Source organism: Thalassobacillus devorans, from assembly GCF_011761345.1.
In the GTDB taxonomy this organism is placed as follows: domain Bacteria; phylum Bacillota; class Bacilli; order Bacillales; family Halobacillaceae; genus Thalassobacillus; species Thalassobacillus devorans.
Genome location: NZ_JAASRY010000005.1, coordinates 269,294 through 295,907, shown reverse-complemented (window position 1 = coordinate 295,907; position 26,614 = coordinate 269,294). Strand labels below are relative to the sequence as shown.

Sequence of the window (26,614 nt, the reverse complement as noted above, 5' to 3'; positions counted from 1 at the left end):
TCCCTATCACCCTTTCACTGTCAAACTCTCTGGCAATGAACGGAATGCTTGATTCAAGTCTTCTTTTAAATCTTCGATATCTTCAATCCCTGCAGAGTAGCGAATCAATCCTTCGGGTATCCCCATTGCCGCCCGTTCTTCCGGCGTACACTCGACATGGCTGGTCGTTCTGGCTGGACCGACAATCGTTTCCACAGCACCAAGGTTAGCTGCACGGTTGGAATACTTAAGCTTAGGCAGTAAATGGCGGACAGTATCCATACCGCCTTTGACAGAAAAGCTCAGCATGCCGCCAAATCCCTTCATTTGCGTCTTTGCAATATCGTGGCCTTTATGCTCTTCCAGCCCAGGGTAGAATACATCATCGACAATATCGATGGTTTTTAAATGACGCGCTATCGCCAAGGCATTTTCATTTTGACGATCAATACGAAGCTTCAATGTTTTCATACCACGGAGAAGCAGGTAAGCCGCCATGGGATCGAGCGTAGCACCGTTGATCTCGCGGTAATGGTACACTTTCTCAACGAGTTCCTTACTTCCTACAAGAGCTCCACCGAGTGCATCGGCGTGACCGCCTAAGAATTTAGTGGCACTGTGGATGACCAGGTCTGCTCCTAACGCCAATGGGTTCTGGTTGACTGGTGTTGCGAACGTATTATCTACAACAACAAGTGCTCCGACCTTTTTAGCCACCTTTGCCATTCGCTCAATATCTGTTATTTTGACGGTCGGGTTGGTCGGTGTCTCGAGATAAAGCACTTTACAGCCTTTCATTACTTCTCTTTCAATCGCTTCATGATCACCTGTCTCACAAAGTTCTACATCGATTTGCTGCTGTGGAAGGAATTCTGTGAAAATTTTGTTCGTGCCCCCGTACGTATCTTTGATCGATACGATCCGGTCGCCAGGGAACAAAAGTGTTCCCAGTGTATTACTGATTGCTGCCATTCCTGTTGAAAAACTGGTCGCTGCTTCCGCATCTTCCAGAATCCTGATCTTTTCTTCAAATGCCTGAACGGTAGGGTTCGTATTACGCCCATAAATGTGCCCTTCTTTATTGCCTACCGCTACTTCATACCAGTCATCCATATCGTCATAACCAAATGATACACTGTGAACTACCGGTACCTGTGTTGCTCCGAAAGCTAAAGAAGCCTTTTCCCCTGCCCAAATCGCCCGTGTTCCGATGTTTGTCTTTTTCATCCTAAATTCCTCCCTTGTTATATTTATTTAGTAAGCCTCTCATAGGCATATCTAGCAATCGCTGTATCCTGGACTCCAGTTCCAGTCAAATCACAAATTGTTATTTGATTTTCAGAACTTCGCCCTTTTTTGCTGCCAGCTGTAATCTCCCCCATTTCAATCGCTTCATCGATCACCCGCTGGCTGTTGCATGCGCGTAGTTCTCCAAGCCTTATGGACTGAGCTACGACATCGCAGACGAATACATCCGCCTTTTCCAATACGCTGCTTTCAAGCTCCTGCTTATGCTCTGCGTCTGACCCCATCGCAGTTATATGCAAGCCAGGATGAAGCCATTCGGCTTTAATCACCGGGTCAGTTGCTGGTGTGGTAGTTATGACGACATCACTAGCCTTGACTACTTCTTCCGCTGTACGGGAGATGGTTACCTCAATTCCTAGCTCCCGCTCCATCTCGTCTTTGTATTTTTCCGCTTTCTCGTGTGTCCGTCCATAGACGAGCAATCGATCAAAGTCCCGGACTAGCTTGAGAGCTTTTACTTGATATCGTGCCTGTGCCCCTGTTCCAATTACACCTGCTGTATTTATATGCTCCCGGGCCAGGTGCTTAGCTGCGACAGCCCCTGCAGCAGCTGTACGCATTTCCGTAAGATAACCGTTATCTGCAAGCACAGCCTGCGGGATCCCGGTTTCTGAACTCAATAACAGCATCATGCCACTGGCGCTTGGCAAGCCAAATTTATAATTATCGAAAAAACCAGAGGAAAGCTTTACGGCGAAGCTGTCATACCCGGCTATATAAGCTGATTTGATATCAACTTCGCCATTATATTCCGGTATATCAATCCGCATTATTGGCGGCATTTGTACTTCCTTTTTCACTAAATCAGTAAAGGCCTTCTCGACTACATCAATAACTTCTTTATCGAGGTGAACGACCTTCTCCATCTCCTCCTTAGCAAACAGCTTCATCACGAGACACCTCCTAGCTGATTTTATCGGTTGGATTGAGGTTCGATGGATCCCGTACAATCAACCCTTGAGGATAGTTGGTAAACCGTTCACAGCCAGTATCCGTAACTCGGAAGGTCTCCGATATTTCAATGCCATAGTGATCAAACCAAAGTCCCGGAATCAGATGGAATGTCATATTTGGCTCTAAAACTGTCTGGTCACCTTTTCGCAGGCTCGCGGTGTGCTCACCCCAGTCAGGGGGGTAGCCCAAACCAACGGAGTAGCCCAGTCTCGATTCTTTTTCCATGCCATACTTCTTGATGCTGTTGCGCCATACTTCCTCAATATCACCGCAGGTTATTCCTGGCTTTATCGCTGCCAGCACTTCCTGAATTCCTTCTGTCACTATCGGTGAAAGCGTTGTCATTTCTTCCGTAGGCGTTCCTAGCGAAACCGTACGGGCTAACGGAACGTGATAACGTTTATAACAGCCAGCCAATTCAATGATGACAGATTCGCCAGTCATAAAGGACCGTTCTGACCAGGTAAGGTGTGGAGTGCAGGTATTTTCACCTGATGGCAGCAATGGTACGATGGAAGGATAATCGCCTCCATGCCCATTCGCCCCTTTGACGAGGTGATAATATATAGTTGCCGCTACATCCGATTCTTTTGCCCCAGCATATATACTTTCAATTCCTTTTTCCATGGCATGTTCGGCTATCTGAGCGGCTCGCTTCATGTATTCAATTTCTTGATCAGACTTAATGATGCGGACACCATTAACTAACAAGTCCGCATTTTTGAAAGTTGCATTCGGCATATTCCTCTTCAGCTGTTCGAATGCTTTCGCCGAAAAATAATAGTTATCCATTTCAACACCGATCGCCCGGTTTCCCTGACCAATTTGATTTAAAATCTCAGCGATGAAGTCCATTGGATGATAGGTATCGGAATGAACGTAGTAGTCAGGATACGAAATAACATTTTCATCATAGATCCAGGTTGTCTTCCTGGCACCGTTCGCATCCTGGAATCGGCCTATCCACAATGGCTGTGCTTCATCGATAATGATGACAAGCATCTGATGGACATAAAAAGACCATGCATCATACCCAGAAAGATAATTCATATTAGCGGGATCTGTGATCAGCAGCACCTCTATCCCTTTCTCTTCCATGCGCTTCTTTGTTTTTTCCAGCCGCCCATGGTATTCTAAAATATCAAAAGGAAGCATCATCATATTCCCTCCTTACGTTAACTGAATTTTTATATAATTCTTACTTCTCATTGTATTCATCAAAGTAAACAAATGTAATGTCCAATATGTATGAACTTTTTCAGCTAGGCTTTATACAAATTAAATAGGCGCTCCGCAAGAACCCATAATGGGTTTCACAGAGCGCCTATATTTTGTATTATTCAAGTTTTTTCAGCATCCATAAACGGACACTAAGTTCCAGCAGGAATAAATCATCAGAGTCGACTAGTGACAAGCCTGTCAGATGTTCTATATTCCGCAGACGGTGTAATAGTGATTGCCGGTGAAGGTTAAGTGCACGTGCCGTCTGACTGACATTGCTATTGTATTTATTATAAACAATGAACGTGTGGATCAGGTCCGTCTGCCGCTTCTTATCATATTCAATCAGCTTCTCCAATGTGTCTTTGACAATTGACGAGATATCCGGATCATGGGAAAGAGCCATAAGCAGCCGGTTGATGCGTGTATCACTGAAAAAAGTCCGTTCCCCTTTTCCATACTGCTGCTTGCCGATATCAAGCGCTGTTTTCGCTTCCTGATAGCTTTTATGAAAGGAATAATGGCCGTCCTTATGAATGGCGATCCCCCATGATATCTCAATACCAGCTAATAAATCATTCAAACGCCTTTCGACCATATCAAGAAATTGGTTGGACGCTTCCATATAAGGATGATGATCCGCTTCCAGATACACAATGACTTCTCCATCTTCAAACGTCGTCATGGTGCTTCTATTCAGCAGCTCGCCAGCCTGATTGATTTCTTTTTGAATATAATAATTACGACTGTGGAGGGAAGAGCCTGCAGAACGATCCGTCTCTTTCAACTTTTGATTCGTTTCGGTAAAACTGATTTCACCCACCATACAGATATACGACTTCGTCAGATCATAACCAAGCAGCTGCCCTTTAGACAACGTTTGTTTCGTAATTTCATTTTCGTTTTTGGCGAGTTCCAGCAAAAAGTTGTCCTTCAAGCGTATTTCGGTCATTTCAATAGCATTTTCCTGCAAAAAATAAAGGGCACAAGCCGTCAGGGCATGCTCTAAAATATTCATGACCAGCCACGTCAACTGGTGGCGGTCATCCGGTTTGAAAATCAAATACCCTTGTTTTTTCTGATTCGATAAAATAGTCAGCTGATAACATGTCTGTTGATCGATGACGAATTCTTCGATATGGTGGTACAACGGATGCTCGCTGAACTGGATATCCGTCTGGGGGATTTGCTGTACCTGCCCGTCGACCTTTCCATTGAATACATCCAGCAGGTGCGGGTCAACATCATGGTTGGCACGGATCCGCTTATTATGATCGCTGATCGCAATCGGTATCTTCGTATTTTCATATAAATAATTAGAGATTTCCTGAAGGCCTTTTCCATTCAGGACAAAGGTAATCAATTCTTGTCTTATTTCTTCGGCCTGCTGTCTTTCAGCTTTCTTTTCAAAACTAATCTCTTCCAGCACAACTTGCAGGATATCTCCAAAACGTATTTCCCACGGGAGGTCGATGAGAATCAAGTCACTTTGCTCAGCGAGCTGTAAAATTCGATCTGGTATATCATAGATATACCGGCCAGTGGCAAATGCCAGGACAGAAGCTCCGGATTGGATGACATCTCTCGTAAATTCTTCCAGTAGCAGGGGGTCATCTTCACAGCCAATTCCTGTACTTAGGACGAATTCATTGCTGCGCACAAAATTTTCAACGGGGGTCTCAATCACCGAAATCCAATCGACCTCTATTTCGTGTAATACCGACTTACCTGTCTTTACCTTGGCTGTTTCCATAATTGGAAGCTGGATGATGTCTTTTACGGTCAATCCCATATCCCCCACCTCACCCTTGTTAAACTAATACTTGCCGGTCAAGGAACGGATCGTGTCGTGATCGACATTGTTTCCGCTGATGACTAGGACAATATTTTTATATTTATTACTTTCTTCTCCCAGCAGCCAGCCAATTCCTGCTCCGGCTGCCCCCTCTATTGCCATTTTATGATATTCCAGCATAAACATTATCCCTTTTGCAATCGAATCCTCTGATACAAGCACGCTCTCATCCATTAATTGCTTCACCATTGAAAAAGTATAGCGATTATCCGGACCAAGACCACCCAGCAGGCTATCGGCTAATGTATCTGCTTCTTTCAAAACGATGGGCTTGCCATGTTTGAGGCTTTCATGCATGACCGCACCCTGCTCCATAGAAACTCCTGTGATATTTATCTGAGGATCGGTTGTCTTTAAAGCCAGACTGATCCCGGCAAGTAATCCACCGCCAGATAATGGAATGATAGCCTGGTCAATCTCTGGACAATCTTCTAGTATCTCTAAACCAATTGTTCCCTGTCCGGCGATCACTTCTGGGTCATCGAACGGCTTGACTACCGTTATGCCTGATTGCTTTTCAAGCTCATAGCAGTATTGCTCGGCATCGTCCTGGTTGTCACCGACGATTTCTACATGGGCGCCAAGCTCTTTCAGTTTTTTCACCTTTTCCTGGGGTACTCTTTTCGAAATACAGACCGTTGCGGGAATATTATTCTTTCCTGCGACATAGGCAACAGCAATCCCATGATTTCCTGTTGAAAAGGTAGCAACCCCTTTTTTTCGCTCTTCCTCGGTCAAAGATAACATTTTGTTTGCTGCTCCCCTTAGTTTAAAAGCCCCTGTCGGCTGCATATTCTCAAGCTTAATATAGACATGAGACCCCATTCTATCAGACAAAGGTTGAGAAAAAAGCAATGGAGTCTTAGTTGCGATTGTGGCAATACGCTTTTTAGCTCTCCAAATATCTCTGAATGTCACATCAGCTGTTTGTACACTTTCCATTCCACCACCCCCAATACCTTTCCTGAATTATATATAAGTATATAATTATCAGTCAATTCTAAATTATCAATTTATGTAAATAAGACAGCCAAAGGATCATACATCCTTTGGCTGTCTTTCTTATTACTTAGCAATTTTTAGAAGCATCAGCAGCTGCCATAGTTAATTCTGAAGAAGGTAGAGGCGTTACAGGGTCTAAGCAAGCAATACCACAGAAGCAATCTAAGTCAACTGTAATACAGATTCCAGTTGCCAGGAAGTCTCTGACAGCATTACCAGGGAAGAAATCACAAACGGTATCTCCGCCTGGTCCAGGGGTTTGCCCACCTTCGTTTACTGGCAATAACAACTCCAATTGTACGCAGCACTCATCTTTATCTACGAATTTTTTCGCTCGGAAGATAGGCGATTCCACACATTGGAACGCAAAGTTTTGAGACATGCCGAGTCGTTGACGAGTTACCCCACTTCCGATAAATGGGTCACAGTCACCTTTACAATATAGAAAGAATGGGATTGTAGTTGGACCATTGCCGTTTCCTACTGGTGAAAGCAAGTCACGAATGGACTGCTCACACCCTGTATCACAACAATCATCTCCTACGCCAGCTACTTCATCTTGTGCTTTGATGATTTTACGAACCGTCTCACATACGCAGGTGTCAAAATCATGTTTTCCACAGCTCATTAAATATCTCTCCTTTTTCTTGATTATTTTACTGCACTAATAATCTATGGAGAATTGACAGTAATGGCTGTACAATCGTCTATTTATCAAAAAAATGGGTGCCTGTTCTGAAGAATGATAGTTGAATAGACAGTTGCACATTGGAATTGCCCCTCGGTGACGGAGTATTTTCGTTCTTTTCCTATATTTTTTCACATAGCTTCTAAGTGAGGAGGTGTGTATTTTGCCAATTATTCAGCAAAAAAGCTATATGTACACAATCAAGCGCGGGGATACATTATATTCGATTGCCCGGAGGTTCGGCAGTACGATTGAAGCGATTGAACAGGCCAACCATTTGTACCCACCTGTTACAGATCGTGGCTTGATTTTCCCTGAAGATGTCCTGATTGTCCCTACCGGGGAACAACCTGCAATTATGAGCTATGTGGTATTTCCTGGAGACGGTTTGCGAGGAGTTGCAGCTTCTTTTCAAACTTCCGTAGAGTTGCTTGCAGGGATTAATAACATCAATAATCCGAACCTTATATATATTGATCAGCTGCTGCTTGTTCCTGCGTTTACGTATGAAGTTGAAACGGGGGACACCCTTTATCGTATCGCCACTCGATTTGGTACAACTATCGAGGCGATTGAAAAGGCAAACAGTGACAGGCCTGGTTTCCAGAGAGACATCATATGGCCTGGCTATCATATTGTTATTCCTCTTCCTACTTCTACAAATATATTTGTTACTACGCCGCTTCCAGGAAACAAAATTAGGGGCGGGCAGCGAGTAGAAGGATATGCCAGGGTGTTTGAGGCTTCCGTCCAGCATCAAGTAAGGGACAATAATAATATAGTCGTTTCCCGGGAACGCTTCACTACCGCTTCCGAGGGGGCGCCTGCTTACGGTTTCTTCAGCAGCACGCTTCCTTTTGACCGGCAGCCAACAAGCAGTACGGGGGAAGTGGGGGTATATAGCAGAAGTGCCAAAGACAACAGCATTCAGGACCTTGTCCGGATTCCGATAACTTTTTAGTACAGAAAAACCCCAATCCTGCTAACAAAGGATCAGGGTTTTGTATAATCAGCTTGCTTTTCTAGCAGCTATTTCTTTATTAAGCATTCCTTTATGTTTTATGATTTGAACGACAAACCAGGCAGTTACTGCCAGCCAGATTACCGAACCGATGATCATGGATGTCGAATAAGCTAACCCGAAGCCTTCAGGAGCATAAAAGATATACGTACTGACAACAGCAGTCATAAATAACGCCGGTACACTGGCAATCCAGTGGAACTTTTTGCTCTGCAGCAAATACATCGCCGCTGTCCATAGCATGACGGTAGCGACAACCTGATTGGACCAGCCGACATAACGCCACAGGAAGCTGTAGTCCATTTGTGTCAATAAAAACGTCGGAATCGCTACAGGGAAGACGAGACCGATTTTAGCCCAGTTTCCTTTCAATTCTTTTTTACTTACTTGCTTCAACAGATCAGCCAGCATCATCCGCGAAGAACGAAGCGCTGTATCCCCTGTTGTGATTGGCAGGATGATAACGCCAAGAATGGCCAGTATGCCGCCCAATGTTCCAAGAGTAGTTGTGCTGATTTCATTGACTACACCAGCAGGTCCGCCTGCTGACAATGCTTCCTGCAGCCCACCAGTGCTCCCGAAGAAAGCCATACCTGCTGCTGCCCATATCAAGGCGATGACCCCTTCAGCGATCATGGCACCGTAGAATACTTTACGGCCTTCACTTTCCTTTTTCAGTGTACGGGCAAGGATCGGGCTCTGAGTACTATGGAAACCGGAAATAGCGCCACAGGAAATAGTAACCATCAGTAAAGGCCAAACTGGCAGATTGTCCGGGTGAAAGTTGCTTACTGTCAAGTTGGGTACCGGGTTATCGAAAAAGAATAAGCCAACTCCGATTGCCACTGCCATGAAAATCAATACGGCACCAAAAACAGGGTAGACTTTACCGATGATTTTATTCACCGGCAAAACTGTCGCGATTAAAAAGTAAGCGAAAATGATCAATAAGGAAGCCAGGAATCCCAGTGGGGTAACTTCCGCCATCAGTTGAGCCGGTCCTGCTGTAAAAGCGGCAGCTACCAGAATCATTAAAGCTATGGATAGTAGATTAATAATAGATTTTGCATGTTTTCCTAAATATTTTCCAACGAGAGTCGGATACTGTGCTCCATTATGCCGAAGTGATAACATGCCTGAAAAATAGTCATGTACAGCTCCTGCAAAAATCGAGCCCACTACGATCCAGATAAATGCAACGGGACCATATAACGCTCCCAATATTGCTCCAAAAATCGGACCAAGCCCAGCGATATTCAGCAGCTGGATCAAACTTGCCTTCCACCAGCTCATCGGCATGTAATCGAAGCCGTCATTGTTTCTGTATGCTGGCGTTTCTTGTTGGTCGTCAATGCCGAAAATTCGTTCGACCACCTTTGCGTAAACGAAATAACCTGTAAGTAATAATGCGATGGATGCAACAAATGTAAGCATCGCTGAGCCTCCCTTCAAATCGAGTGATAGGAAGTATTCTATAACGGAATTAGACAAAAAACAACATCTTTTCTGAAAATTTTATGTATTCTTTCTAATTAACCGCTTACATTTCAAAAACGCCAAAAAGCAGTGGATTTTCCCACTGCTTTTTGGCTATTTTTAATTGGATTCCAGCTTCTGCTTTAATTTTTCTACTTGAGCTTTCAAAATCATATTATCCTGGGTCAGCGCTTCAATTGTTTCTTCTTTTGCCTGCTTCCATTTATCCCATTCTTTACTATCTTTCTTCGAATTTCTTTTACCTTCGAGCTCTTTGGTGATTTTCGTATTCTTATCGTTAAGGGCACGATTGGATTGCTCCAACTCGATGAGTTTGTTTTGGACTTTCTCTTTTTCTTTTAAGAGGTGTTCAATTCTAAAAGTGAGATTTTCCTTCTGAACGCGGAATTCGCTCTCCTGCTTTTGAAGCAGCTCTTGCAATGATTTGTTTTTGATTTGCAGTCGTGAACGGTCACTTTGTTGTTCTGCGATGATTTCTTCGGCGGCACGAAGCTCCTGCTCCATCTTTTCTACCTGGTAATCCAATGCGGCTTTGTCCTCTAGCAGCTGGATATTTTGTTCTTTCAGGTCGTCAAGCTGCGCATAATGGTAGTTTTCCTGATAATCTTTTACCTTTTCTTTATACTTTGCCAGCTCTGCTTTGAAATGAATGATCTTCTGCTGGAGCTGAATCGGATCCCCCATGTTATTTTTATTCATACCGTAACCTCCCATAAATATTAACTTCCTATGCTTGGGCGTATACCATATGTATATGTATAGGATGCCTGGAAGGTTACTGGCCTATTTTTACTTCATGATAATTCAAGAGGCAAAGTCGCCCTGCCTCTGACTGCACATTACCTTATACGTGTTTCAACTTTTCCCTTAACTTAAACTTCTGGAGCTTCCCGCTCGCGTTACGTGGTAATTCTTCAACGAATTCATAGCGTCTGGGCCGTTTATAGCGGGCCAGGCGTTCCGTAGCGGTGCAAAATTCATCCAGTTCTTTGTCGGTAAGAGATCCATCTTTTTTAACAATGTAGGCGACGACACGTTCTCCCCACATTTCATCTGGTTCACCGATGACAGCAGCATCCATCACCTTTTCATGATCGAATAACACATCTTCGACTTCTCTAGAGTAGATGTTCTCGCCGCCGGAAATGATCATATCCTTGACCCGGTCGCTTACCCAAAGGTAGCCTTCTTCATCGAAGGAACCGATATCACCGGAGTGGTACCAGCCCTTATACATTGCTTCTTCGGTAGCTTCGGGACGGTTGTAATAGCCAGGCATCATGCTCGGTCCCTGGACAATGATCTCTCCAAGTTCTCCAGGCTCACAAATATCTTCCGGGTCAGCCGGCCCATCCTCCCGTGTTCGCACAACTCTGACTTCGTGGTTGATTAGAGCCCGCCCGGCTGAACCTGCTTTGTCCAGCTGTTCGTCTTCCGTTAAAACGGTGATTGCAGGACCCATTTCTGTCATGCCATAAGCCTCGAATAAACGAATGCCGAGCTGTTCATGAAGTTTTTTCACCAACGCAGGAGCCATCGGAGCCCCGCCGTACAGTCCTTTATTAAGAGATGTAAAGTCCGCGTCCGATAAATCCTCCTGGAGCATCATATTCCACATCGTGGGAGCGGCGAAAAAAGTGGTGATCGCTTCTTCTTTGACTGTCTGAATAAGCGGCTTAGGCTCGAAATGATGCATGATGATATTAGTGCCCCCCATCATCAGCCGCGGGAAAAAGGCGCAGTGCAGCTCGGCACAATGAAACATTGGAGCCACACTGAGCCCCCTCTCTTTATCCGTCACCTGCATCACAGCTCCCATAATCAGGCCCTGATCGATCATATCACGGTGCGTATGCAGCACACCTTTTGGAAGACCAGTCGTCCCTGATGTGTACATAATGGCATAGACATCATTCTCATCCAGCTCGCAGTCAGGCCTGTCTCGCGATGCTCCTTCGATTTGACCTTGGAAGTTAACGGCAAAGTCCAGTTCATGCTGATCGATTGACCAAAACTGTACACCACGTACTTCTTTCGCTGCCTGGGCCACCTGCTGATGTGTCGCATTCTCAAAAATGACAACTTTCGGTGCCGCATCCTGAAGAATGAAGGTTATTTCTTTTCCGGTTAACCGGAAATTAATCGGATTGAACACTGCGCCTATTTTCATACAGGCGAACAAGGTGGTTGCAAATTCTGCCGTATTGAACAAGACAGTCGAGACTTTATCCCCTTTTTCCACTCCGGCATCTTTCAATGTATTCGCCAGACAATTGACCTCTTCATCCCACTCCTGATATGTCCATCGCTTACCTGACTTTACATCCACCAAGCCCTCTTTATCTGGATATTTCGCTACCGTCTGTTCGAACATACTACGCAAGGTTGGTCCCATCGATTCATCTCCCCTTTTAAAGTTGATTACCAATCGCCTTTAAAATACATCCTTATTTCGGCTGCATTCGAATCGCTCCGTCTAAACGGATCACCTCCCCGTTCAACATCGGATTTCCTATGATACTTGAAACAAGTTCCGCATATTCTGCCGGCTTTCCTAATCGGCTCGGGAAAGGCGTCATTTTGCCAAGCGCTTCACGTGCCGACTCCGGTAATGTAGCGAACATTGGTGTTTCGAACAAACCTGGAGCAATCGACATGACCCGGATGCCGTGCCTGGCAAACTCCCTCGCCACAGGCAGCGTCATACTGGCTACGCCTCCTTTGGAAGCACTATAGGCAGCCTGTCCAATTTGTCCCTCAAAAGCAGCCACGGAAGCTGTATTGATGATTACGCCTCGTTCGTCATCCTCGTTTGCCATATTCGATTGCATTCGCTCTCCCGCAAGGCGGATCATATTGAAGGTACCGATTAAGTTGACCTCGATCACTTTTGAAAATCGCCCTAAATCATGGGCTCCACCTTTCCCGACCACCTTCTCTGCAATTGCTATTCCCGCACAATTGACGACTGCATTGATGCTGCCAAATTGATCAACAGTCAAATCGAGCAACTGATTAATTTCGGTTTCTGAAGTGACATCCGTCGGATGGAAAAGACAACGGTCGCCTAACTCCTGAGCCAAGTCTGCGGCACGCTCCTCATTTCTGTCCGCAATCACCGCTCTTCCTCCTGCTGCTATAATTTTTCTGACGGTAGCTTCTCCAAGTCCAGAAGCTCCACCGGTCACGACTGCAATAATGTTTTCCAACTTCATTTCCTTACTCCTCCAATCTTTCAATGATAGTAGCATTTGCCATGCCCATTCCTTCACATACCGCCTGCAGGCCAAACCGCTTACCCGTCCGCTCCAATTCATGGACTAAGGTAGTCATCAGCCTTGTTCCGGTCGCACCAAGTGGGTGTCCTAGCGCGATAGCTCCTCCATTGACGTTTAATTTAGCGGGGTCTGCCCCTGTCTCTTTCAACCAGAATAACGGTACCGGGGCGAATGCTTCATTTACTTCAAACAAGTCCATATCCTCTAGACTAAGTCCGGCTTTTTGCAGGACTTTATAGGTGGCAGGCACCGGCCCTGTCAACATGAATGTCGGATCCGAGCCAACCACGGAACGAGAAGCTATTCGGAAGCGTGGTTTTAACCCTAACTGCTCCGCTCGCTCCCTCGACATCAGCAGGACAGCGGAGGCACCGTCACTGATTTGGCTGGCATTTCCTGCTGTTATTAACCCGCCCTCTTTAAATGCAGGCTTTAATTCTCCCAAGGTTTCCAGTGAGGTTCCTGGACGGGGACCTTCGTCTGTATCCATTAAATTCACCGTTCCATTTTTATCTTTGACTGGCATGATTTCTTTTTTGAAACGCCCTTCTTTAATAGCGGTTAAGGCTTTTTCATGGCTTTCCACAGCGAACTGGTCGAGTTCCTGTTTAGAAAAACCCCAATGTTCTGCTATTCGTTCGGCTGACAATCCCTGGTTGATGACTTCATAGTTATCGGTTAGACGCCGACTATGCTCTGTCCCTTGAATATTAGAGAACATCGGGACACGAGTCATGTTTTCGACCCCACAGGCAATGACTGTCTCCATGTCTCCACTCGCAATAGCCTGGGCTCCGAAATGGACCGCCTGCTGGCTCGATCCACACTGGCGATCGATGGTGACACCGGGTACTTCTATTGGAAATCCGGCAATCAATAATGCTGTGCGTGCAATATCCATCCCTTGTTCTCCGACCTGCGATACACAGCCTGCTATAACATCCTCCACGACTCCCGGATCAAGTTGCGCCCGGTCCATCAGCTCCTTTAGTACATCTCCTAACAGCTCATCGGGCCGTTTTTCACTGAGCAGACCTTTCCTTCTCCCTACCGGACTGCGAACCGCTTCTACAATCACTACTTCTCTCATCGCTTATCTCCTCCTGTTGTATGTACTCCCTGATGGAGCCATTCGTTTACTATATCAGTCTGGTGTTCTCCTTGTTTTGGTGCCTCTGATATTTTTTCTGGCACTGGATACATTGTGGCCAACTGACTGCCGTTCCGGATGGTCATTGCTCGCTGCTTCCATAATGGATATTGATCCAGCTCACCGATTTCCATCACCGGGGTTAAACAGCAGTCGAGCTGCAGTGAGATTTCCATCCACTCTTCCAATGGTTTAGATAGGAAGTAAGCGCTTACTTGTTCGTAGATAGGAAAACCCTTTTCCGCTCGGACAAATTGGCGGCTGAGCCAATCTTTTCTCCCGGCAAACTCACAAAAAGCACGCCAAAATTTAGGTTCCAGTGCGGCAAGGGTGACGTAACGTCTATCCATTGTTTCATAGAGGTGATAACATACCTTTTCTCCACTGATTTCTTTAATTCCTTTGTGACCACCGTTTTCTTTTGAAATCGCATAGTTGGTATTCATCATCGCATACAGGCCGTCGGTCAAAGCTGCATCAAGATAAGCTCCTTCTCCTGTGCGAAAGCGGTGCACTAGAGCAGCCAGTATCATTTCCGAGGCTGTCAATCCTCCTAGAAAATCAGCGATCTGAATCGAAGGATGTACCGGTTTTCCATGTTCATCCTTCAGCTGGGAGAGCATCCCGGTGAGTGCCATATAGTTTAAATCATGACTGGCCAAATGGTGCATCCCATCTGTATCCTGTCCATATCCAGAGATAGAGCAATAAACGATTGCTGGATTTTGTCTTTTGACCGCTTCATAGCCGAGTCCGAGCCGGTCTATCACCCCAGGACGATAGCTTTCAACAAGAATATCCGCTTTAGCAGCAAGTTCAATTGCCATCCTCCGATCTAGTTCTTTCTTTAAATCCAGCGTAACGCTTCGCTTCATTCGATTATTGGCCGCAAAAACCGTACGGTTCAAACTTCTCGCCGGTTCACCATCAGGCGGCTCTGCCAGCACGACATCCGCTCCTTTTTCAGCCAGTCGTAACGTTGCATATGGACCCGGCAAATACCTGGAGAAATCGAGCACTCGTATCCCCTTCAACATCTTCTCCATCATTGCAGTCCCATCTTTTTAGCGATGATCTGTTTCATAATTTCATTGGATCCCGCGTAAATTGCTGACACCGGAGCATCACGGTACCTTCTGGCAATCTCATATTCTTCCATATACCCGTACCCGCCATGAAGGTGCATGCATTCTGCCGCTACTTTCTTGGTCAGATCGGTGATCCACCATTTTGCCATCGACACTTCTTTGACGACATCTTCTCCTTTTATATGTGAATCTACTACACGATCGAGAAATGTCCGCCCGATTTCCACCTCTGTTTCCAACTCTGCCAATTTGAATTGAGTGTTTTGAAAGGAAGCGATACTTTTGCCAAATGCTTTTCGTTCTTTGACATATTGGGTAGTGATTTTCAGCATTCTCTCTGAAGCGGCTATCCCCCCAATAGCGACAATCAACCTTTCCTGCTGCAGGTTTTTCATTAAGTAATAGAACCCTTCGCCCTCCTTACCTATTAAATTATCAGTTGGAACCCTTGCATCCTCAAATATCAATTCAGCTGTATCCTGGCTATGCAGGCCGATTTTATTAAGCTTTTTCCCTTTGGTAAATCCGAGGGTATTCTTTTCTACCACTAACAGGCTGACTCCTTTATGAGCAGGGTCAGCTTTCGGGTCGGTTTTACAGACCACTAGCACCAAATCAGCCTGAATGCCATTGGTAATGAACGTTTTTTCTCCATTTACTATGTAGTCTTTTCCATCACGGAGAGCAGAGGTTTTGATACCAGCCAGGTCGGAGCCAGCACCAGGCTCTGTCATTGCAATAGCGGTAATTATTTCCCCCGAGGCACATTTAGGGAGCCACCGTTTCTTTTGCTCCGCTGTCCCATATTGTTCTAGATACGGTACCACAATATCATTATGCAGACCGATACCGATCAGCCCGGTTCCCACTTTTTCCAGCTCCTCATTGATAACAACCGAATAGCCGAAATCAGCCCCAAACCCTCCATATTCCTCATCCAGCCACGGACATAGACACCCCAGGTCCCCCATCTTTTTCCAAAACGATCGTGGAATAAGTCCGTCTTGCTCCCATTCATTAAAGTAGGGATAAGCTTCTTTTTCTAAAAATTTTCGCAGCGACTCTCGCAAAATTTCATGTTCTTCTTTTATGTAAGCTGCCTTCATAGTCCTCCCCCTTACCCATAATTCGATTGAATTTTCTGACTATAATTAGTTTACCTTATCTTCCAAGGAAGTGGAAATGGTTATTCCTGATTATTTACCATATAAAAGTGCGTATGCTGTCTTCCGACTTAACTCAGCACTGTTCTGACGTGTCTCGGGAGTGTTCTTCCCTAACGGGTTAACCTTCTTACTTAACTTTGTTATGTTCTGCCCTAACGCGCAAAACTTCTTACTTAACTCAATCAAGTTCTCCCTTAGCCATTACTCGCAAAAAAAGACAGACATGCACATGTCCGTCTTTTACGCGAATATCTCTTTTTTACGGTAAACCATACCATCGGCAGTTGCTAATAGTTCCCCTGCTTCATTCCGGACGATCATCCGATATAGACCAAGCTTAGGGTTTTTCGATTCCTCTGAAGCTGCGGCTATGATCTTGTCCCCAAGCATACCCGCCCGCATATAATTCATATTGACGTTAATACCTACCGCAGTCTGCCCATAGGAATTACTGGCAATAGCAAACGCTACATCTGCCAAGGAAAATAAGACTCCACCATTGGCTGCTCCGTGAAAGTTCATCATGTTTTCGGTGATTCTCATAGAAACTTCCGCTTCCCCTTCCCCCACTCGATCAATTTCTATCCCTAGAAAACGGGCATAGGGATCTTTGGATACACGCTCTACAATTGCTTCTTTCATTTTATCCCCCCTATAGTACGAGGGGGCCACGCTTTACGAGGCCCCTCCCATTTCAATTATTCTTTTAATGTCCATTCACCAGCAGATACTTCCGCCAATACCATGCTGTCCGCTTCCAAGCCATTATGGTCGTCTGCACTAAAGGTGAAAATACCAGTGGCACCGACATAGCCTTGTACATCATTCTCTAAGTATTCTCGAATAGATTCTCTATCCGTTGCTCCAGATTCAAGAGCGTCAACGATCAACATTAAATTATCATACCCATAGGAACCAAAGTTGGTAGGTGCGCTATCATATTCACTCATATAATCATCGTAAAAACTGGAAATCACGTCGTATTGCTCGTCGTCCTCAGGTATTTGTGTCGGGAACAATAATTTACCAGTCGGAATCGTCACCCCTTCTGCTGCTTCACCTGCTAAATCGATAAATGATTGGTTCGCAATCCCATGGCTCCCGATATAAGGGATATCCAGCCCTAGTTCTTTACTGTTTTTCGCAATGATTGCTGGTCCAGGGTTAGTTCCCCAGACAATCATCGCTTCCGCATCAGAGCTGTCGATCTTCGTCAATTGCGTTTTCATATCTGGGTCATCCGTGTTATAGCTCTCTTTAATTACAATTTCCATGCCGTAGTCTCCTGCCAGAGCTTCCAGTTGTTCTACACCGCTTTCTCCGAATGCATTGGAATCTGCTAAAATAGCAATTTTATTCATTCCTTCGTTTTGAAGATGCATGTAGATACGCTCAACAGCATGTGCATCTGAGTGTGGGGTTTTGAATACCCACTTCGCTTCTTCAACAGGAGAAATGATGCTTACCGCAGCACCTGCAGAAACTAAAGGAACCTCATTATCCATTGCAATTCCTTTCATTGCCAGACTTGCACCACTGGTTGTAGAACCAAGTACAGCTACAACGTTTTCATCATGAATCATTCGATTCATTTCTTCCATTGCTTTTTCCGGTGTTGATTCGTCATCTGCTAAAACAATTTCAACTTTCTTGCCATCAATGCCGCCCTCTTCATTAATTTTCTTTTCAAGCAGCTTCGTAGCATTCCATTCAGGTTCTCCTAGTGGACTGCCTGCCCCTGTTTTAGAATATATAGCACCAATCTTGTATACGTCCGCATCGCCTTGAGCCTCCGTGTCACTACATGCTGCCAATCCGAGAACAACTACCATCATCAGCAAGAAACCTACCCATTTTTTCATAAAATCCCCTCGCTTTTTTTAGTGTACAATTCATCCAACCGTGTGGCCCAAGAAAACTTCTTTCACTTCTGGGTTATGAAGCAGATCGTCTGCTCTCCCTTCTTTTACAATACTGCCGTGAGACATTACATAACCCCGGTCAGCAATTTTCAAAGCCGCACTTACATTCTGTTCGATCAGCAAAATAGTGACACCAAGCTCATCCCGCAACTGTTTGACGTAGTTCAACACTTCTTTGACAATCAATGGTGCAAGCCCAAGTGATGGTTCATCTAAAAGCAGTAAATCAGGTTTAGCCATGATTGCCCTCGCAATTGCAAGCATCTGCTGCTGCCCGCCAGAAAGTGTCCCTGCCAGCTGTTCTTTGCGTTCTTCCAGGATAGGAAATAATGCAAACACCTTATCTATCTCTCTGGCAACCTCTTTTTTTCCGGTTTTTTTATAGTGATGATAAGCTCCTAGAGATAGATTATCCAATACGGACATCGTCCCGAATACTTGCCGGTGCTCAGGCACCAAAATCAATTTATTTTGGACAATTTTTTCTGCTTCCATCCGTTCAATATTTCTATTCCTATATAAAACTTGTCCACTGTCAGATTGCAGGAGACCTGCTATATTTTTCAGCAAAGTTGTCTTCCCTGCGCCATTGGCACCAAGCAACGCGACAATTTCGCCATGGTCGACATGAAGATGGAGATCATCCAAGGCTTGAATCGGACCGTAGCTGAATGAGACCCCTTTAATTTCTAAGAGCGGCTGATTCATACCGTTGCCTCCTCCTTCTCTTCATCGTTACCGAGGTAGGCTTCAATGACTCGCGGGTCATTCTGTACCTCGTTTGGTGTACCTTCAGCTATTTTCTCGCCTTGATCTAAGACGATAATCCGATCGCTGACCCGCATCACCAGATCCATATCATGCTCGACTACGAAAATCGAAACTCCCCGATCCCGGACTTTAAAAATCAAATCACTCATTTCTGCTGTCTCCTGGTGATTTAATCCAGCAGCAATTTCATCCAGCAGGAGCAATTGGGGTTTGGTAGCAAGTGCCCTGGCAAGTTCCAGCAAACGCAGTTTTCCCAATGGAAGGCTGCCAGCCTCTACCGCTGCTACATCCTCTAACCCGACAAATTCTATCTCTTCCCATGCCTGCTGATAGATTGTCTCTTCTTCTTTCTTTGCTTTTGGTAGTTTAAACGCCGCGGATAAAATTCCGGATGATGTACTGGTATGTAATCCGACCATGACGTTTTCCAATACTGTCATTCGTTTGAATACCTGCAGGTTTTGAAAAGTCCGGGCGATACCAAGCGGCGAAACTTTGAAGGCAGGCAGACGATCTATCCTTTTCCCTGCAAACCAAATTTCTCCTTCTGTCGGCGGAAAAATAGCGGACACCATGTTGAACAACGTACTTTTCCCTGCACCATTAGGGCCAATCAATCCAATAACCTTTCCAGATTCAAAAGAAAAGGACACTCCTTTGTTGGCAACTACTCCTCCAAACTTCCTGGTCACATTCTTCACTTCTAATAAATCAGGCACGTTGATCCCCCTTTACAGCAGTGATATTGCCTGCTTTCTTTTTTCTGCCTGCATACTCCAGAAGCGGCTTCAATTTCGCTGCAATCGCAGGAAACAATCCTTGAGGGAGGAATATGACGACAAGCATTAATATCAGTCCATAAAGCACATGTTCAAAATCGCTGGTTATAAACGATATCTTAGAGCCTAAAGCCTGTACAAAAGAGCTGATAGCGGTAATTAATAAAGCACCGAAAACCGCTCCCCATACACTTGTCGAACCTCCAAGTACAACCATCGTCAAAAATAAAATCGACCCATCGAGACCGAATGATCCAGGCGAAATACTATAGGACATATGAGCGAACAGCCACCCTGCAATCCCTGCAAACATGGCACTGATAATAAACACTTGCATCTTATAACGCCCCGTATCTACTCCCATTGAACTGGAAGCGACTTCACTATCATGAATTGACCGTAATGCCCTTCCTATCCTGGAGTGAATGATATTCAGGGATAATACGATGACAAGTAACGCAAAAGCCCACACCAGGTAGTAATAGCTTATCCCCTGAGTAAAAGTGAAGCCAAAAAACTCAATCTTAGGAATGCCATAAAAACCAGAAGCGCCTTTTGTGAACCCTTTCCATTCAACAAGCAGAACATGGATGACTATTCCAAATGCCAATGTAGCCATCGCTAAGTAATATCCATGAAGTCTTGCCATCGTATGTCCTAATATATAGGCGATCAATGCCGGAGCTGCTATCGCTATCAGGAGAGACAACCATGGACTAAGTCCGAAAGTAGCAGTCAATATTGCTGTCGAATAAGCACCAACTCCATAAAAAGCTGCTTGTCCTAACGAAATTTGACCAGCAAACCCCATCAAAAGACCAAGCCCGACTGCGACAATCGTATAAATGCCCGCAAAAGTTGCTTTTGTAATCATCAAGGAGGTGGAAAGCAGGAATGGGAGAATAAGTATCAGCACTGTAAAGGCAGCTATCCCCTTCCAGCTCATCTGTTGTATTCCTTTACGTTTCACTTACAGACCTCCTTTTCCAACATTCTTTTCGCCAAGCAATCCATAGGGGCGAATTAATAGAAGCATCAACACGAAACCGAATGCGATCGCATCCTTCATTCCAGAACTGATGAAACCAGCCCCAAGTGATTCAATCACACCAAGCAGCAATCCACCGAGTACTGCACCTGGCGCACTCCCAAGCCCGCCCAGGATTGTAGCTGAGAAACCTTTGATCCCCAGCATGACTCCCATGTCATAAGCAGGAAAAATAATAGGAGCTATTACAAGTCCTGCCAAGGCCCCTAAACCTGCACTAAGCGCGAATGAAAAGGAGGACATTTTCTTAGGACTCACCGCCATCAGCCTGGCAGCGACCGGGTTCACCGAACAAGCACGAAATGCTTTCCCTAACATTGTTTTCTCAATCAACAGGAATAAACCAGCAACTATCGCAAGCATAAATACCATCACCCAAATGCTTTGAGGGGTAATTGTCGCGCCCATTACATATACGGGCTCATTGCTTGCAAACGAATCAACTTTTACAGAACCTTTGCCCCAAACCATACTGGCAATACCACGTATGAATATGGCTGCTCCGATAGTAAGGATAATAAGACTTAAAGCATCTGCCCCCTTCGCTTTTCTGACAATTGTCCGTTCTAGCAACCATCCGATCATGATTACTATCGCAATCGTCGTTAAAAAGGCAATCAAATATGGGATTCCAAGTTTCAATAAAGAAAACATGATCATCCCGCCAAGCATAACAAATTCACCCTGGGCTAAATTGATGACTTTGGTCACGCTGTAAATCGTAACAAACCCAAGTGCGACAATGGCATAAATACTTCCTATCGTTAAGCCTGAAATTAAAAACTGCACCGAATCTGCCACTGAACCATCTCCTCACCCGTTTTTATATTACATTTTTATAACCAATCGTATATATTCATCATGTATTTCTCTTTAAACTTCGATTGCATCTGTAGTCCGATCCACAATCCGCACCGCCTTACCTTCTGAGCGGGGAACTGATTTAGGACCAAGCACTTTGACATCTACGGAAATCAGGCAATTATTTTTCATGACTTTCTGAATGTACTTGCCCAATTTCCGCACATCCGGGTGCGTCAAATCCTCCTGGATACGGGCATAGAATGCTTCTTCCACTTCCACTTGAAGCTCTACATGCTGCATGCTTCCTTTTTTGAAGACATGAAGCTGATAATGCGGGACGATTCCGTCCACCGTCAGAAGATAATGTTCAATCTCAGATGGAAACACATTAACGCCACGAATAATCAGCATGTCATCAATACGGCCTTTTACTCGGGACATTTTCACAGTAGTTCTTCCACATGCACATTTTCCACGCTCCAGGGAGGCGATGTCGCCAGTACGGTAGCGAATTACAGGGAATGCTTCCTTGGTCAAACTGGTAAACACCAGCTCACCATCCTCCCCATCTGGTACTGGCTCCAGGGTGTCTGGATCAATGACTTCAGCCAAAAAATGATCCTCGGCAATATGTAACCCGTCCTGCACTTCATGGCATTCCATCGCTACCCCTGGTCCTAATACTTCGCTCAAACCATAAATGTCGCAAGCCTTAATGTTGAATTTATCCTCCAAAGTCTTCCTCATTTCTTCCGACCATGGTTCCGCCCCGAATATCCCATATTTTAATGAAGTGGAACGAGGGTCTTTCCCTGCCTGCTCCATATGCTCCGCTATGTTCAACAAGTATGAAGGGGTGCCGCATATAACTGTCGGTTTGAAATCTTCAATCAAAGTGATCTGCCGCTCAGTATTTCCTCCTGAAATCGGCACAGTTGCCATACCCAGTTCTTCACTGCCACAATGCAGACCTAAGCCACCAGTAAACAATCCATAGCCATAGGCGTTATGAAGCACTTCCCCTGGCATGCCGCCACCAATCGTGATAGCACGTGCCACTAATTCGGACCACATACAAATATCATTTTTGGTATACCCGACAACAGTAGGTTTTCCGCTTGTTCCTGAAGAAGCATGTAATCTGACCAGCTCGCTTCGGTCTACCGCGAATAACCCAAATGGATAATTATCTCTCAAGTCCTTTTTTTCAAGAAATGGCAGTTTGGTCATATCGTCGAGCGACCGGATGTCTTCCGGCACTAAACCAGCTTCATCAAACTTCTTTTTGAAAAACGGCACCTTTTCATAAACACGAGTAACAGTTTCCTGTAGCCTTTTTAATTGGAGTTCCTTCATTTCATTTTGTGAAGCGCTTTCAATTTCGTGCAAAATCATGCCCCATCTCTCCCTTTTTAAAAATTAGAACCAAAACTCCCCTCCAACAAATGACTATTAAATATAACGTAAAAAACACGACATACATATATAATGTTATTTAACAATAAATCTACCGTTAAAATAATGGAAAGTCAATGTTATTTTCGAATTTTCTGAAATTAATACCGATTACTTATTGTATTATTCCTTACCAGCTTACGATTTGGGTAGATATAAACTTGTACGCAATAGCTTTTGACATTGTCGTAAAAATAAAGTATTTTAAGCGGAGCAGGTACACAAAGTTTCACCGGTACCTTTTACAGGGAATGATTAAGGGAATTGAATTTCGGGAGTGAACAAGTTTGAACATTCTATTGACTGGCTCCACCGGTTTTCTCGGCGGCAAACTTATGAAAGAATTAATCCACGGGACAGACCATCATCTATATATCCTCGCAAGAAACCTTGAAAAAGCAGAACGAATGAAAGCCGTCTTCCAGGAGGAAGATCAGCATCGCCTTCATCTTATTACCGGCGACATCACGCTGCCTTACTTTGGCTTACAACCTGATATGGTAAACTATCTGACAGGAAAAATAGACTGTATTTACCATTCTGCAGCTTTGGTGAAATTCGATGAAGCACTGCGCAATGAATTATTTGCCATCAATTATGATGGTACGAAGCATGCATTGGAGCTCGCTAACCAACTTTCTGTCCGTAAATTTTTCTATGTAAGCACCGCTTACACGGTAGGAAAACGCCATAGAGGGGTTGAGGATCTGTATCCAGAAGATAACAGCTATCATAACCCTTATGAAGAGAGTAAAGTAAAGGCTGAACATCTGGTTTTCAGCTATGGCAATGATATGGAGGTTGCGATTTTCCGACCTTCTATCATTGTGGGAGATTCAAAAACAGGGGAAGCGGATTCGGAGTTCACCCTCTATGGATTTATGCGGGCGTTGGAAATTTTCAAGCGTCGTATGGACAGAAAAAAAGAGGATGATCGGCAAACGACCTATCGAGTTGTCGCTAATCCAGCTGGCACCTCGAATTTTGTCCCAGTCGATTATGTAGCAGAGATATTAGCGCTTGGATTGACGAGAGCAGAACCATACGGAATTTATAATATTACCAATCCAAACCCTCCGACCAACACTGAAGTGCTCGATCTGTTCCAGGATGCGTTGGGTTTCCACCGATTAACTACGGTAGATGACCATCGGCATTATGAACTTAGTCCAGAAGAAGAAAAATTGAATGATATGATTGATACATTCAAAGTTTATCTGGCCAGTGATATCACGTTTGAAGATGATAATACCCAACGGTTGATTAGCGGCACTGGTACGAGACACCTTCACATGTCTCGAGACATGCTTGAGATGATCATTCACGCCTATTTTACGTTCGATTGATAAGCACAAAAGGGTTGTCCCAGAGAGGGCAACCCTTTTGTCTATTTCCCTTTAAAATTGGCAGGCCGCTTTTCCTTGAATGCTTCCAGTGCTTCGATGCGATCTTCTGTCGGAATGATTACTTCATAAGCCTTCGCCTCGATCGCCAGGCCTGTATGTATATCTACATTGCTCCCATGATTAATCGCGTACTTAGCCTGGGTGACAGCCAATGGCCCATTCCCCATAATTTCCTGAGCGAGAGAAGTCGCCCCCTCTATTAAGTCCTTCTGACCATATACCTCGTTAACCAGCCCGATATCCAACGCTTTCTCTGCATCGATTTTGCGAGCGGTCAAGATCAGTTCTTTTGCCCGTGACGTTCCAACGAGCCTTGATAATCGCTGTGTTCCCCCAGCTCCAGGTATAATCGCCCAGCTTACTTCGGTTAGCCCCATGACAGCACCAGAAACGGCATACCGGAAGTCACAAGCGAGCGCTAGTTCAAGACCGCCTCCCAGGGCATAACCATTAATGGCTGCGATTGTGGGTTGTGGAAGTTCCTCAATCGCTGTAAAAACTTCCCTTATTGCCCGGACATTGCGGCGTACCTCCTTTTCGGAGAGTGTCCGGCGCTCTTTCAAATCAGCTCCGGCACTAAAGGCTTTCTCTCCTGCTCCTGTGATGATAACCGCCCGAACTTCCTTATCCGCCTGGAGGCTTTCTACAATTTCTCCTAGCAATACAAGCGTTTCATAATCAAAACAGTTCAATTGATCCGACCGATTGATAGTAATCCGGCCGAGATGTCCATCTTTCTCAAACAAAACTTTGCCCATGAAAATCCTCCATTTTTTAAAATTAAATAGTATCACTTCTGTTATTACGAGACATGCTCACATAATTAATTCGACATGCATCGCATTTCCCCTTTTTGAAAAGAAAAAAGCTGACAGTTGGTCTCCTGTCAGCTTTCCTTATTCTTCCACACTTCCGTGCAGCATCGCATAATAATCAACTTTTTCATCAGAAGTCGTAAATCCGTGTTTCCCATCATCGTAGGCAATTAAAACATAACCTAGTTCACTTTCCAGTTCCATAATCCTTCTTGTCTGCTCTTCCGTCAGTGATGCTATATCCCACTCCATAGTCTCACCCTTCCTTTTTTAATCTAGAGAATCCAGCTCAATTTCTTGCGGCAGTTTCTTTGTTGCTCCAGGAATTTTACGTGATTCGAAATCCACTACATCAGAAGAATAAACTTTGATACTCACTTGTCCATTTATCACGTTTGTCCGGATCAGCAATGGTTGGTTGTACACATTTTTAAAGGTGAAGTCTGGTCCATACCAGCTTACGGTAGCATCTCTTCCTTCAGGAACATAAGGGACTCGCTTGCTGTGGGAATAGCGCTCAAGAATCTTCACTCCGGCATTATCCACTGCATTATACATTGTGGACGAAATTTGACAGATCCCTCCGCCTATCCCTTCTGTCACTTCCCCTTTGACGATAACAGGGGCAGGCTTATACCCTTTCTCTTTTGTTCGTTTGCCAACCACTTCATTGAAAGAAAATGTTTCTCCCGGAAAAACCACATGGCTGTCAATTGCTTCAGCAGCAAGCCGGATATTGTGCGACCGCTCTTTGTTTTTAGGGTTGAAATAGGTGACATAACTTCCAATTTCCTGTGTTCGGATATTTGCCAGCAATTCACTGTCCACTTTTGGATGAACAGGCAGTTCCGGTACCTCGATTTTCGAACTTCCACTCCCGTACAAATAGCTGAACAACCCTTCAATGAATTTCTCACGATTCAACTGGCGTCCAACTTTCTCCTGCTTAATATTCCCGTCCTTCTCGATTTTGGCATTTCTTGCCTGTTCATGTACCTCTCTCTCCACCTGTATGACCAGTTGCTCAATTTTTTCGAAGTTAAAAAAAGGATCAAGCAGTTCGTTTTCAATAAATTGATGACGGTTGATGTGCTGAATCACTTCATCATCGTGGGTTATCGTTAAATCTTCATCATAAGCCATTGGTTGTATAAAAAATAAAACTGTTACTATCACATTCAGCATAGGCATCCTCCCACGGATAGTATGGCAAAGATACGTATCGTTCATGTGAAAGAGACGCACAAGTTAAATTTTGGCAGCACAAAAGTGCAAGCGCCTTGCTAGTAATGACGTTCGACTAAAATCGGCACGTCCTGTGCCAACGTCGAACTGACCTGCATCCTGCAGGCCTCCGACAAGTTTAAGACAAGCCTCGGCGTGACGTTTCCTGTACTTTTAGACCGA

General features: G+C 44.8%; 25 protein-coding genes. 2 read left to right on the top strand and 23 right to left on the bottom strand.

The genetic code is table 11. From position 1 onward, the window contains the following. Window positions 1-6: 6 nt before the first annotated feature. From FHS45_RS16625 to FHS45_RS16600, 6 genes are all read right to left on the bottom strand, one after another. Complete coding sequence (locus FHS45_RS16625; RefSeq protein ID WP_062439762.1) at window positions 7-1,206, bottom strand: cystathionine gamma-synthase family protein; 1,200 nt, start codon at window positions 1,204-1,206, stop codon at window positions 7-9. Between the two features lie 23 nt (window positions 1,207-1,229). After that, window positions 1,230-2,177, bottom strand: a complete 948-nt coding sequence (locus FHS45_RS16620) for a cyclodeaminase (protein ID WP_062439773.1) — start codon at window positions 2,175-2,177, stop codon at window positions 1,230-1,232. Window positions 2,178-2,190: 13 nt separating this feature from the next. Beyond that, complete coding sequence (locus tag FHS45_RS16615) at window positions 2,191-3,396, bottom strand: M24 family metallopeptidase (RefSeq protein ID WP_062440638.1); 1,206 nt, start codon at window positions 3,394-3,396, stop codon at window positions 2,191-2,193. A gap of 181 nt (window positions 3,397-3,577) precedes the next feature. Further along, complete coding sequence (locus FHS45_RS16610; protein ID WP_062439776.1) at window positions 3,578-5,254, bottom strand: PucR family transcriptional regulator; 1,677 nt, start codon at window positions 5,252-5,254, stop codon at window positions 3,578-3,580. 24 nt (window positions 5,255-5,278) lie between these two features. Then, window positions 5,279-6,259, bottom strand: a complete 981-nt coding sequence (gene eutB, locus FHS45_RS16605) for a hydroxyectoine utilization dehydratase EutB (RefSeq protein WP_062439779.1) — start codon at window positions 6,257-6,259, stop codon at window positions 5,279-5,281. Window positions 6,260-6,386: 127 nt separating this feature from the next. Further along, entirely contained in the window at window positions 6,387-6,947 is a 561-nt protein-coding gene (locus tag FHS45_RS16600) for a CotY/CotZ family spore coat protein (RefSeq protein ID WP_062439782.1), read from the bottom strand. Between the two features lie 214 nt (window positions 6,948-7,161). Between FHS45_RS16600 and FHS45_RS16595 the strand changes: the two genes are divergently transcribed. Beyond that, the gene (locus FHS45_RS16595; protein WP_229717929.1) at window positions 7,162-7,968 is read left to right on the top strand and encodes a LysM peptidoglycan-binding domain-containing protein; all 807 of its coding nucleotides are present in this window, start codon (window positions 7,162-7,164) and stop codon (window positions 7,966-7,968) included. 48 nt (window positions 7,969-8,016) lie between these two features. Here the strand turns inward: FHS45_RS16595 and FHS45_RS16590 are convergent, their stop codons facing one another. The 14 genes from FHS45_RS16590 to FHS45_RS16525 all read right to left on the bottom strand — a co-directional run bounded on the left by FHS45_RS16590 (window position 8,017) and on the right by FHS45_RS16525 (window position 22,926). Further along, window positions 8,017-9,462, bottom strand: coding sequence for a carbon starvation CstA family protein (locus FHS45_RS16590; protein ID WP_062439785.1), 1,446 nt, complete (start codon window positions 9,460-9,462; stop codon window positions 8,017-8,019). Between the two features lie 162 nt (window positions 9,463-9,624). Further along, on the bottom strand, window positions 9,625-10,224 hold the full coding sequence (locus FHS45_RS16585) for a hypothetical protein (RefSeq protein WP_148349976.1): 600 nt from the start codon (window positions 10,222-10,224) through the stop codon (window positions 9,625-9,627). 145 nt (window positions 10,225-10,369) lie between these two features. Further along, entirely contained in the window at window positions 10,370-11,920 is a 1,551-nt protein-coding gene (locus FHS45_RS16580; protein WP_062439791.1) for a fatty acid--CoA ligase, read from the bottom strand. Between the two features lie 52 nt (window positions 11,921-11,972). Beyond that, window positions 11,973-12,740, bottom strand: coding sequence for a 3-hydroxyacyl-CoA dehydrogenase (locus FHS45_RS16575; protein WP_062439794.1), 768 nt, complete (start codon window positions 12,738-12,740; stop codon window positions 11,973-11,975). 4 nt (window positions 12,741-12,744) lie between these two features. After that, complete coding sequence (locus FHS45_RS16570) at window positions 12,745-13,893, bottom strand: thiolase family protein (protein ID WP_062439796.1); 1,149 nt, start codon at window positions 13,891-13,893, stop codon at window positions 12,745-12,747. After that, window positions 13,890-15,002 carry a CaiB/BaiF CoA transferase family protein gene (locus FHS45_RS16565; RefSeq protein WP_062439800.1) on the bottom strand — a complete coding sequence of 371 codons (1,113 nt, stop codon included), beginning with the start codon at window positions 15,000-15,002 and terminating at the stop codon, window positions 13,890-13,892. The genes FHS45_RS16570 and FHS45_RS16565 overlap by 4 nt, the downstream gene beginning before the upstream one ends. Further along, window positions 14,999-16,147: an acyl-CoA dehydrogenase family protein gene (locus FHS45_RS16560; RefSeq protein WP_062439802.1), complete on the bottom strand. Its 1,149-nt coding sequence runs from the start codon at window positions 16,145-16,147 to the stop codon at window positions 14,999-15,001. The genes FHS45_RS16565 and FHS45_RS16560 overlap by 4 nt, the downstream gene beginning before the upstream one ends. A 300-nt stretch (window positions 16,148-16,447) precedes the next feature. Next, entirely contained in the window at window positions 16,448-16,849 is a 402-nt protein-coding gene (locus FHS45_RS16555; protein ID WP_062439804.1) for a hotdog fold thioesterase, read from the bottom strand. 56 nt (window positions 16,850-16,905) lie between these two features. After that, window positions 16,906-18,069 (bottom strand): ABC transporter substrate-binding protein, encoded by a 1,164-nt coding sequence (locus tag FHS45_RS16550; RefSeq protein WP_062439806.1) that lies wholly within the window; start codon window positions 18,067-18,069, stop codon window positions 16,906-16,908. Between the two features lie 30 nt (window positions 18,070-18,099). Beyond that, window positions 18,100-18,837 carry an ABC transporter ATP-binding protein gene (locus FHS45_RS16545; protein WP_062439809.1) on the bottom strand — a complete coding sequence of 246 codons (738 nt, stop codon included), beginning with the start codon at window positions 18,835-18,837 and terminating at the stop codon, window positions 18,100-18,102. Beyond that, the gene (locus FHS45_RS16540) at window positions 18,834-19,619 is read right to left on the bottom strand and encodes an ABC transporter ATP-binding protein (protein WP_062439811.1); all 786 of its coding nucleotides are present in this window, start codon (window positions 19,617-19,619) and stop codon (window positions 18,834-18,836) included. Before FHS45_RS16540 ends, FHS45_RS16545 begins: the two co-directional genes overlap by 4 nt. Beyond that, on the bottom strand, window positions 19,612-20,649 hold the full coding sequence (locus FHS45_RS16535; RefSeq protein WP_229717927.1) for a branched-chain amino acid ABC transporter permease: 1,038 nt from the start codon (window positions 20,647-20,649) through the stop codon (window positions 19,612-19,614). The genes FHS45_RS16540 and FHS45_RS16535 overlap by 8 nt, the downstream gene beginning before the upstream one ends. Next, window positions 20,650-21,528 carry a branched-chain amino acid ABC transporter permease gene (locus FHS45_RS16530; RefSeq protein ID WP_062439813.1) on the bottom strand — a complete coding sequence of 293 codons (879 nt, stop codon included), beginning with the start codon at window positions 21,526-21,528 and terminating at the stop codon, window positions 20,650-20,652. It lies immediately after the preceding gene. Between the two features lie 72 nt (window positions 21,529-21,600). After that, complete coding sequence (locus FHS45_RS16525; protein WP_062439815.1) at window positions 21,601-22,926, bottom strand: phenylacetate--CoA ligase family protein; 1,326 nt, start codon at window positions 22,924-22,926, stop codon at window positions 21,601-21,603. A 347-nt stretch (window positions 22,927-23,273) separates the two neighbouring features. Here FHS45_RS16525 and FHS45_RS16520 point away from each other — a divergent pair, with 347 nt between their 5' ends. Further along, window positions 23,274-24,332, top strand: a complete 1,059-nt coding sequence (locus FHS45_RS16520) for an SDR family oxidoreductase (RefSeq protein ID WP_062439818.1) — start codon at window positions 23,274-23,276, stop codon at window positions 24,330-24,332. Window positions 24,333-24,373: 41 nt separating this feature from the next. Here the strand turns inward: FHS45_RS16520 and FHS45_RS16515 are convergent, their stop codons facing one another. The 3 genes from FHS45_RS16515 to FHS45_RS16505 form a co-directional block, all read right to left on the bottom strand. Next, window positions 24,374-25,150: an enoyl-CoA hydratase-related protein gene (locus FHS45_RS16515; RefSeq protein ID WP_062439821.1), complete on the bottom strand. Its 777-nt coding sequence runs from the start codon at window positions 25,148-25,150 to the stop codon at window positions 24,374-24,376. 138 nt (window positions 25,151-25,288) lie between these two features. After that, window positions 25,289-25,459 carry a hypothetical protein gene (locus tag FHS45_RS16510; RefSeq protein ID WP_157620141.1) on the bottom strand — a complete coding sequence of 57 codons (171 nt, stop codon included), beginning with the start codon at window positions 25,457-25,459 and terminating at the stop codon, window positions 25,289-25,291. Between the two features lie 18 nt (window positions 25,460-25,477). Beyond that, the gene (locus FHS45_RS16505; RefSeq protein WP_166761436.1) at window positions 25,478-26,392 is read right to left on the bottom strand and encodes a VanW family protein; all 915 of its coding nucleotides are present in this window, start codon (window positions 26,390-26,392) and stop codon (window positions 25,478-25,480) included. Between the last annotated feature and the right edge of the window lie 222 nt (window positions 26,393-26,614).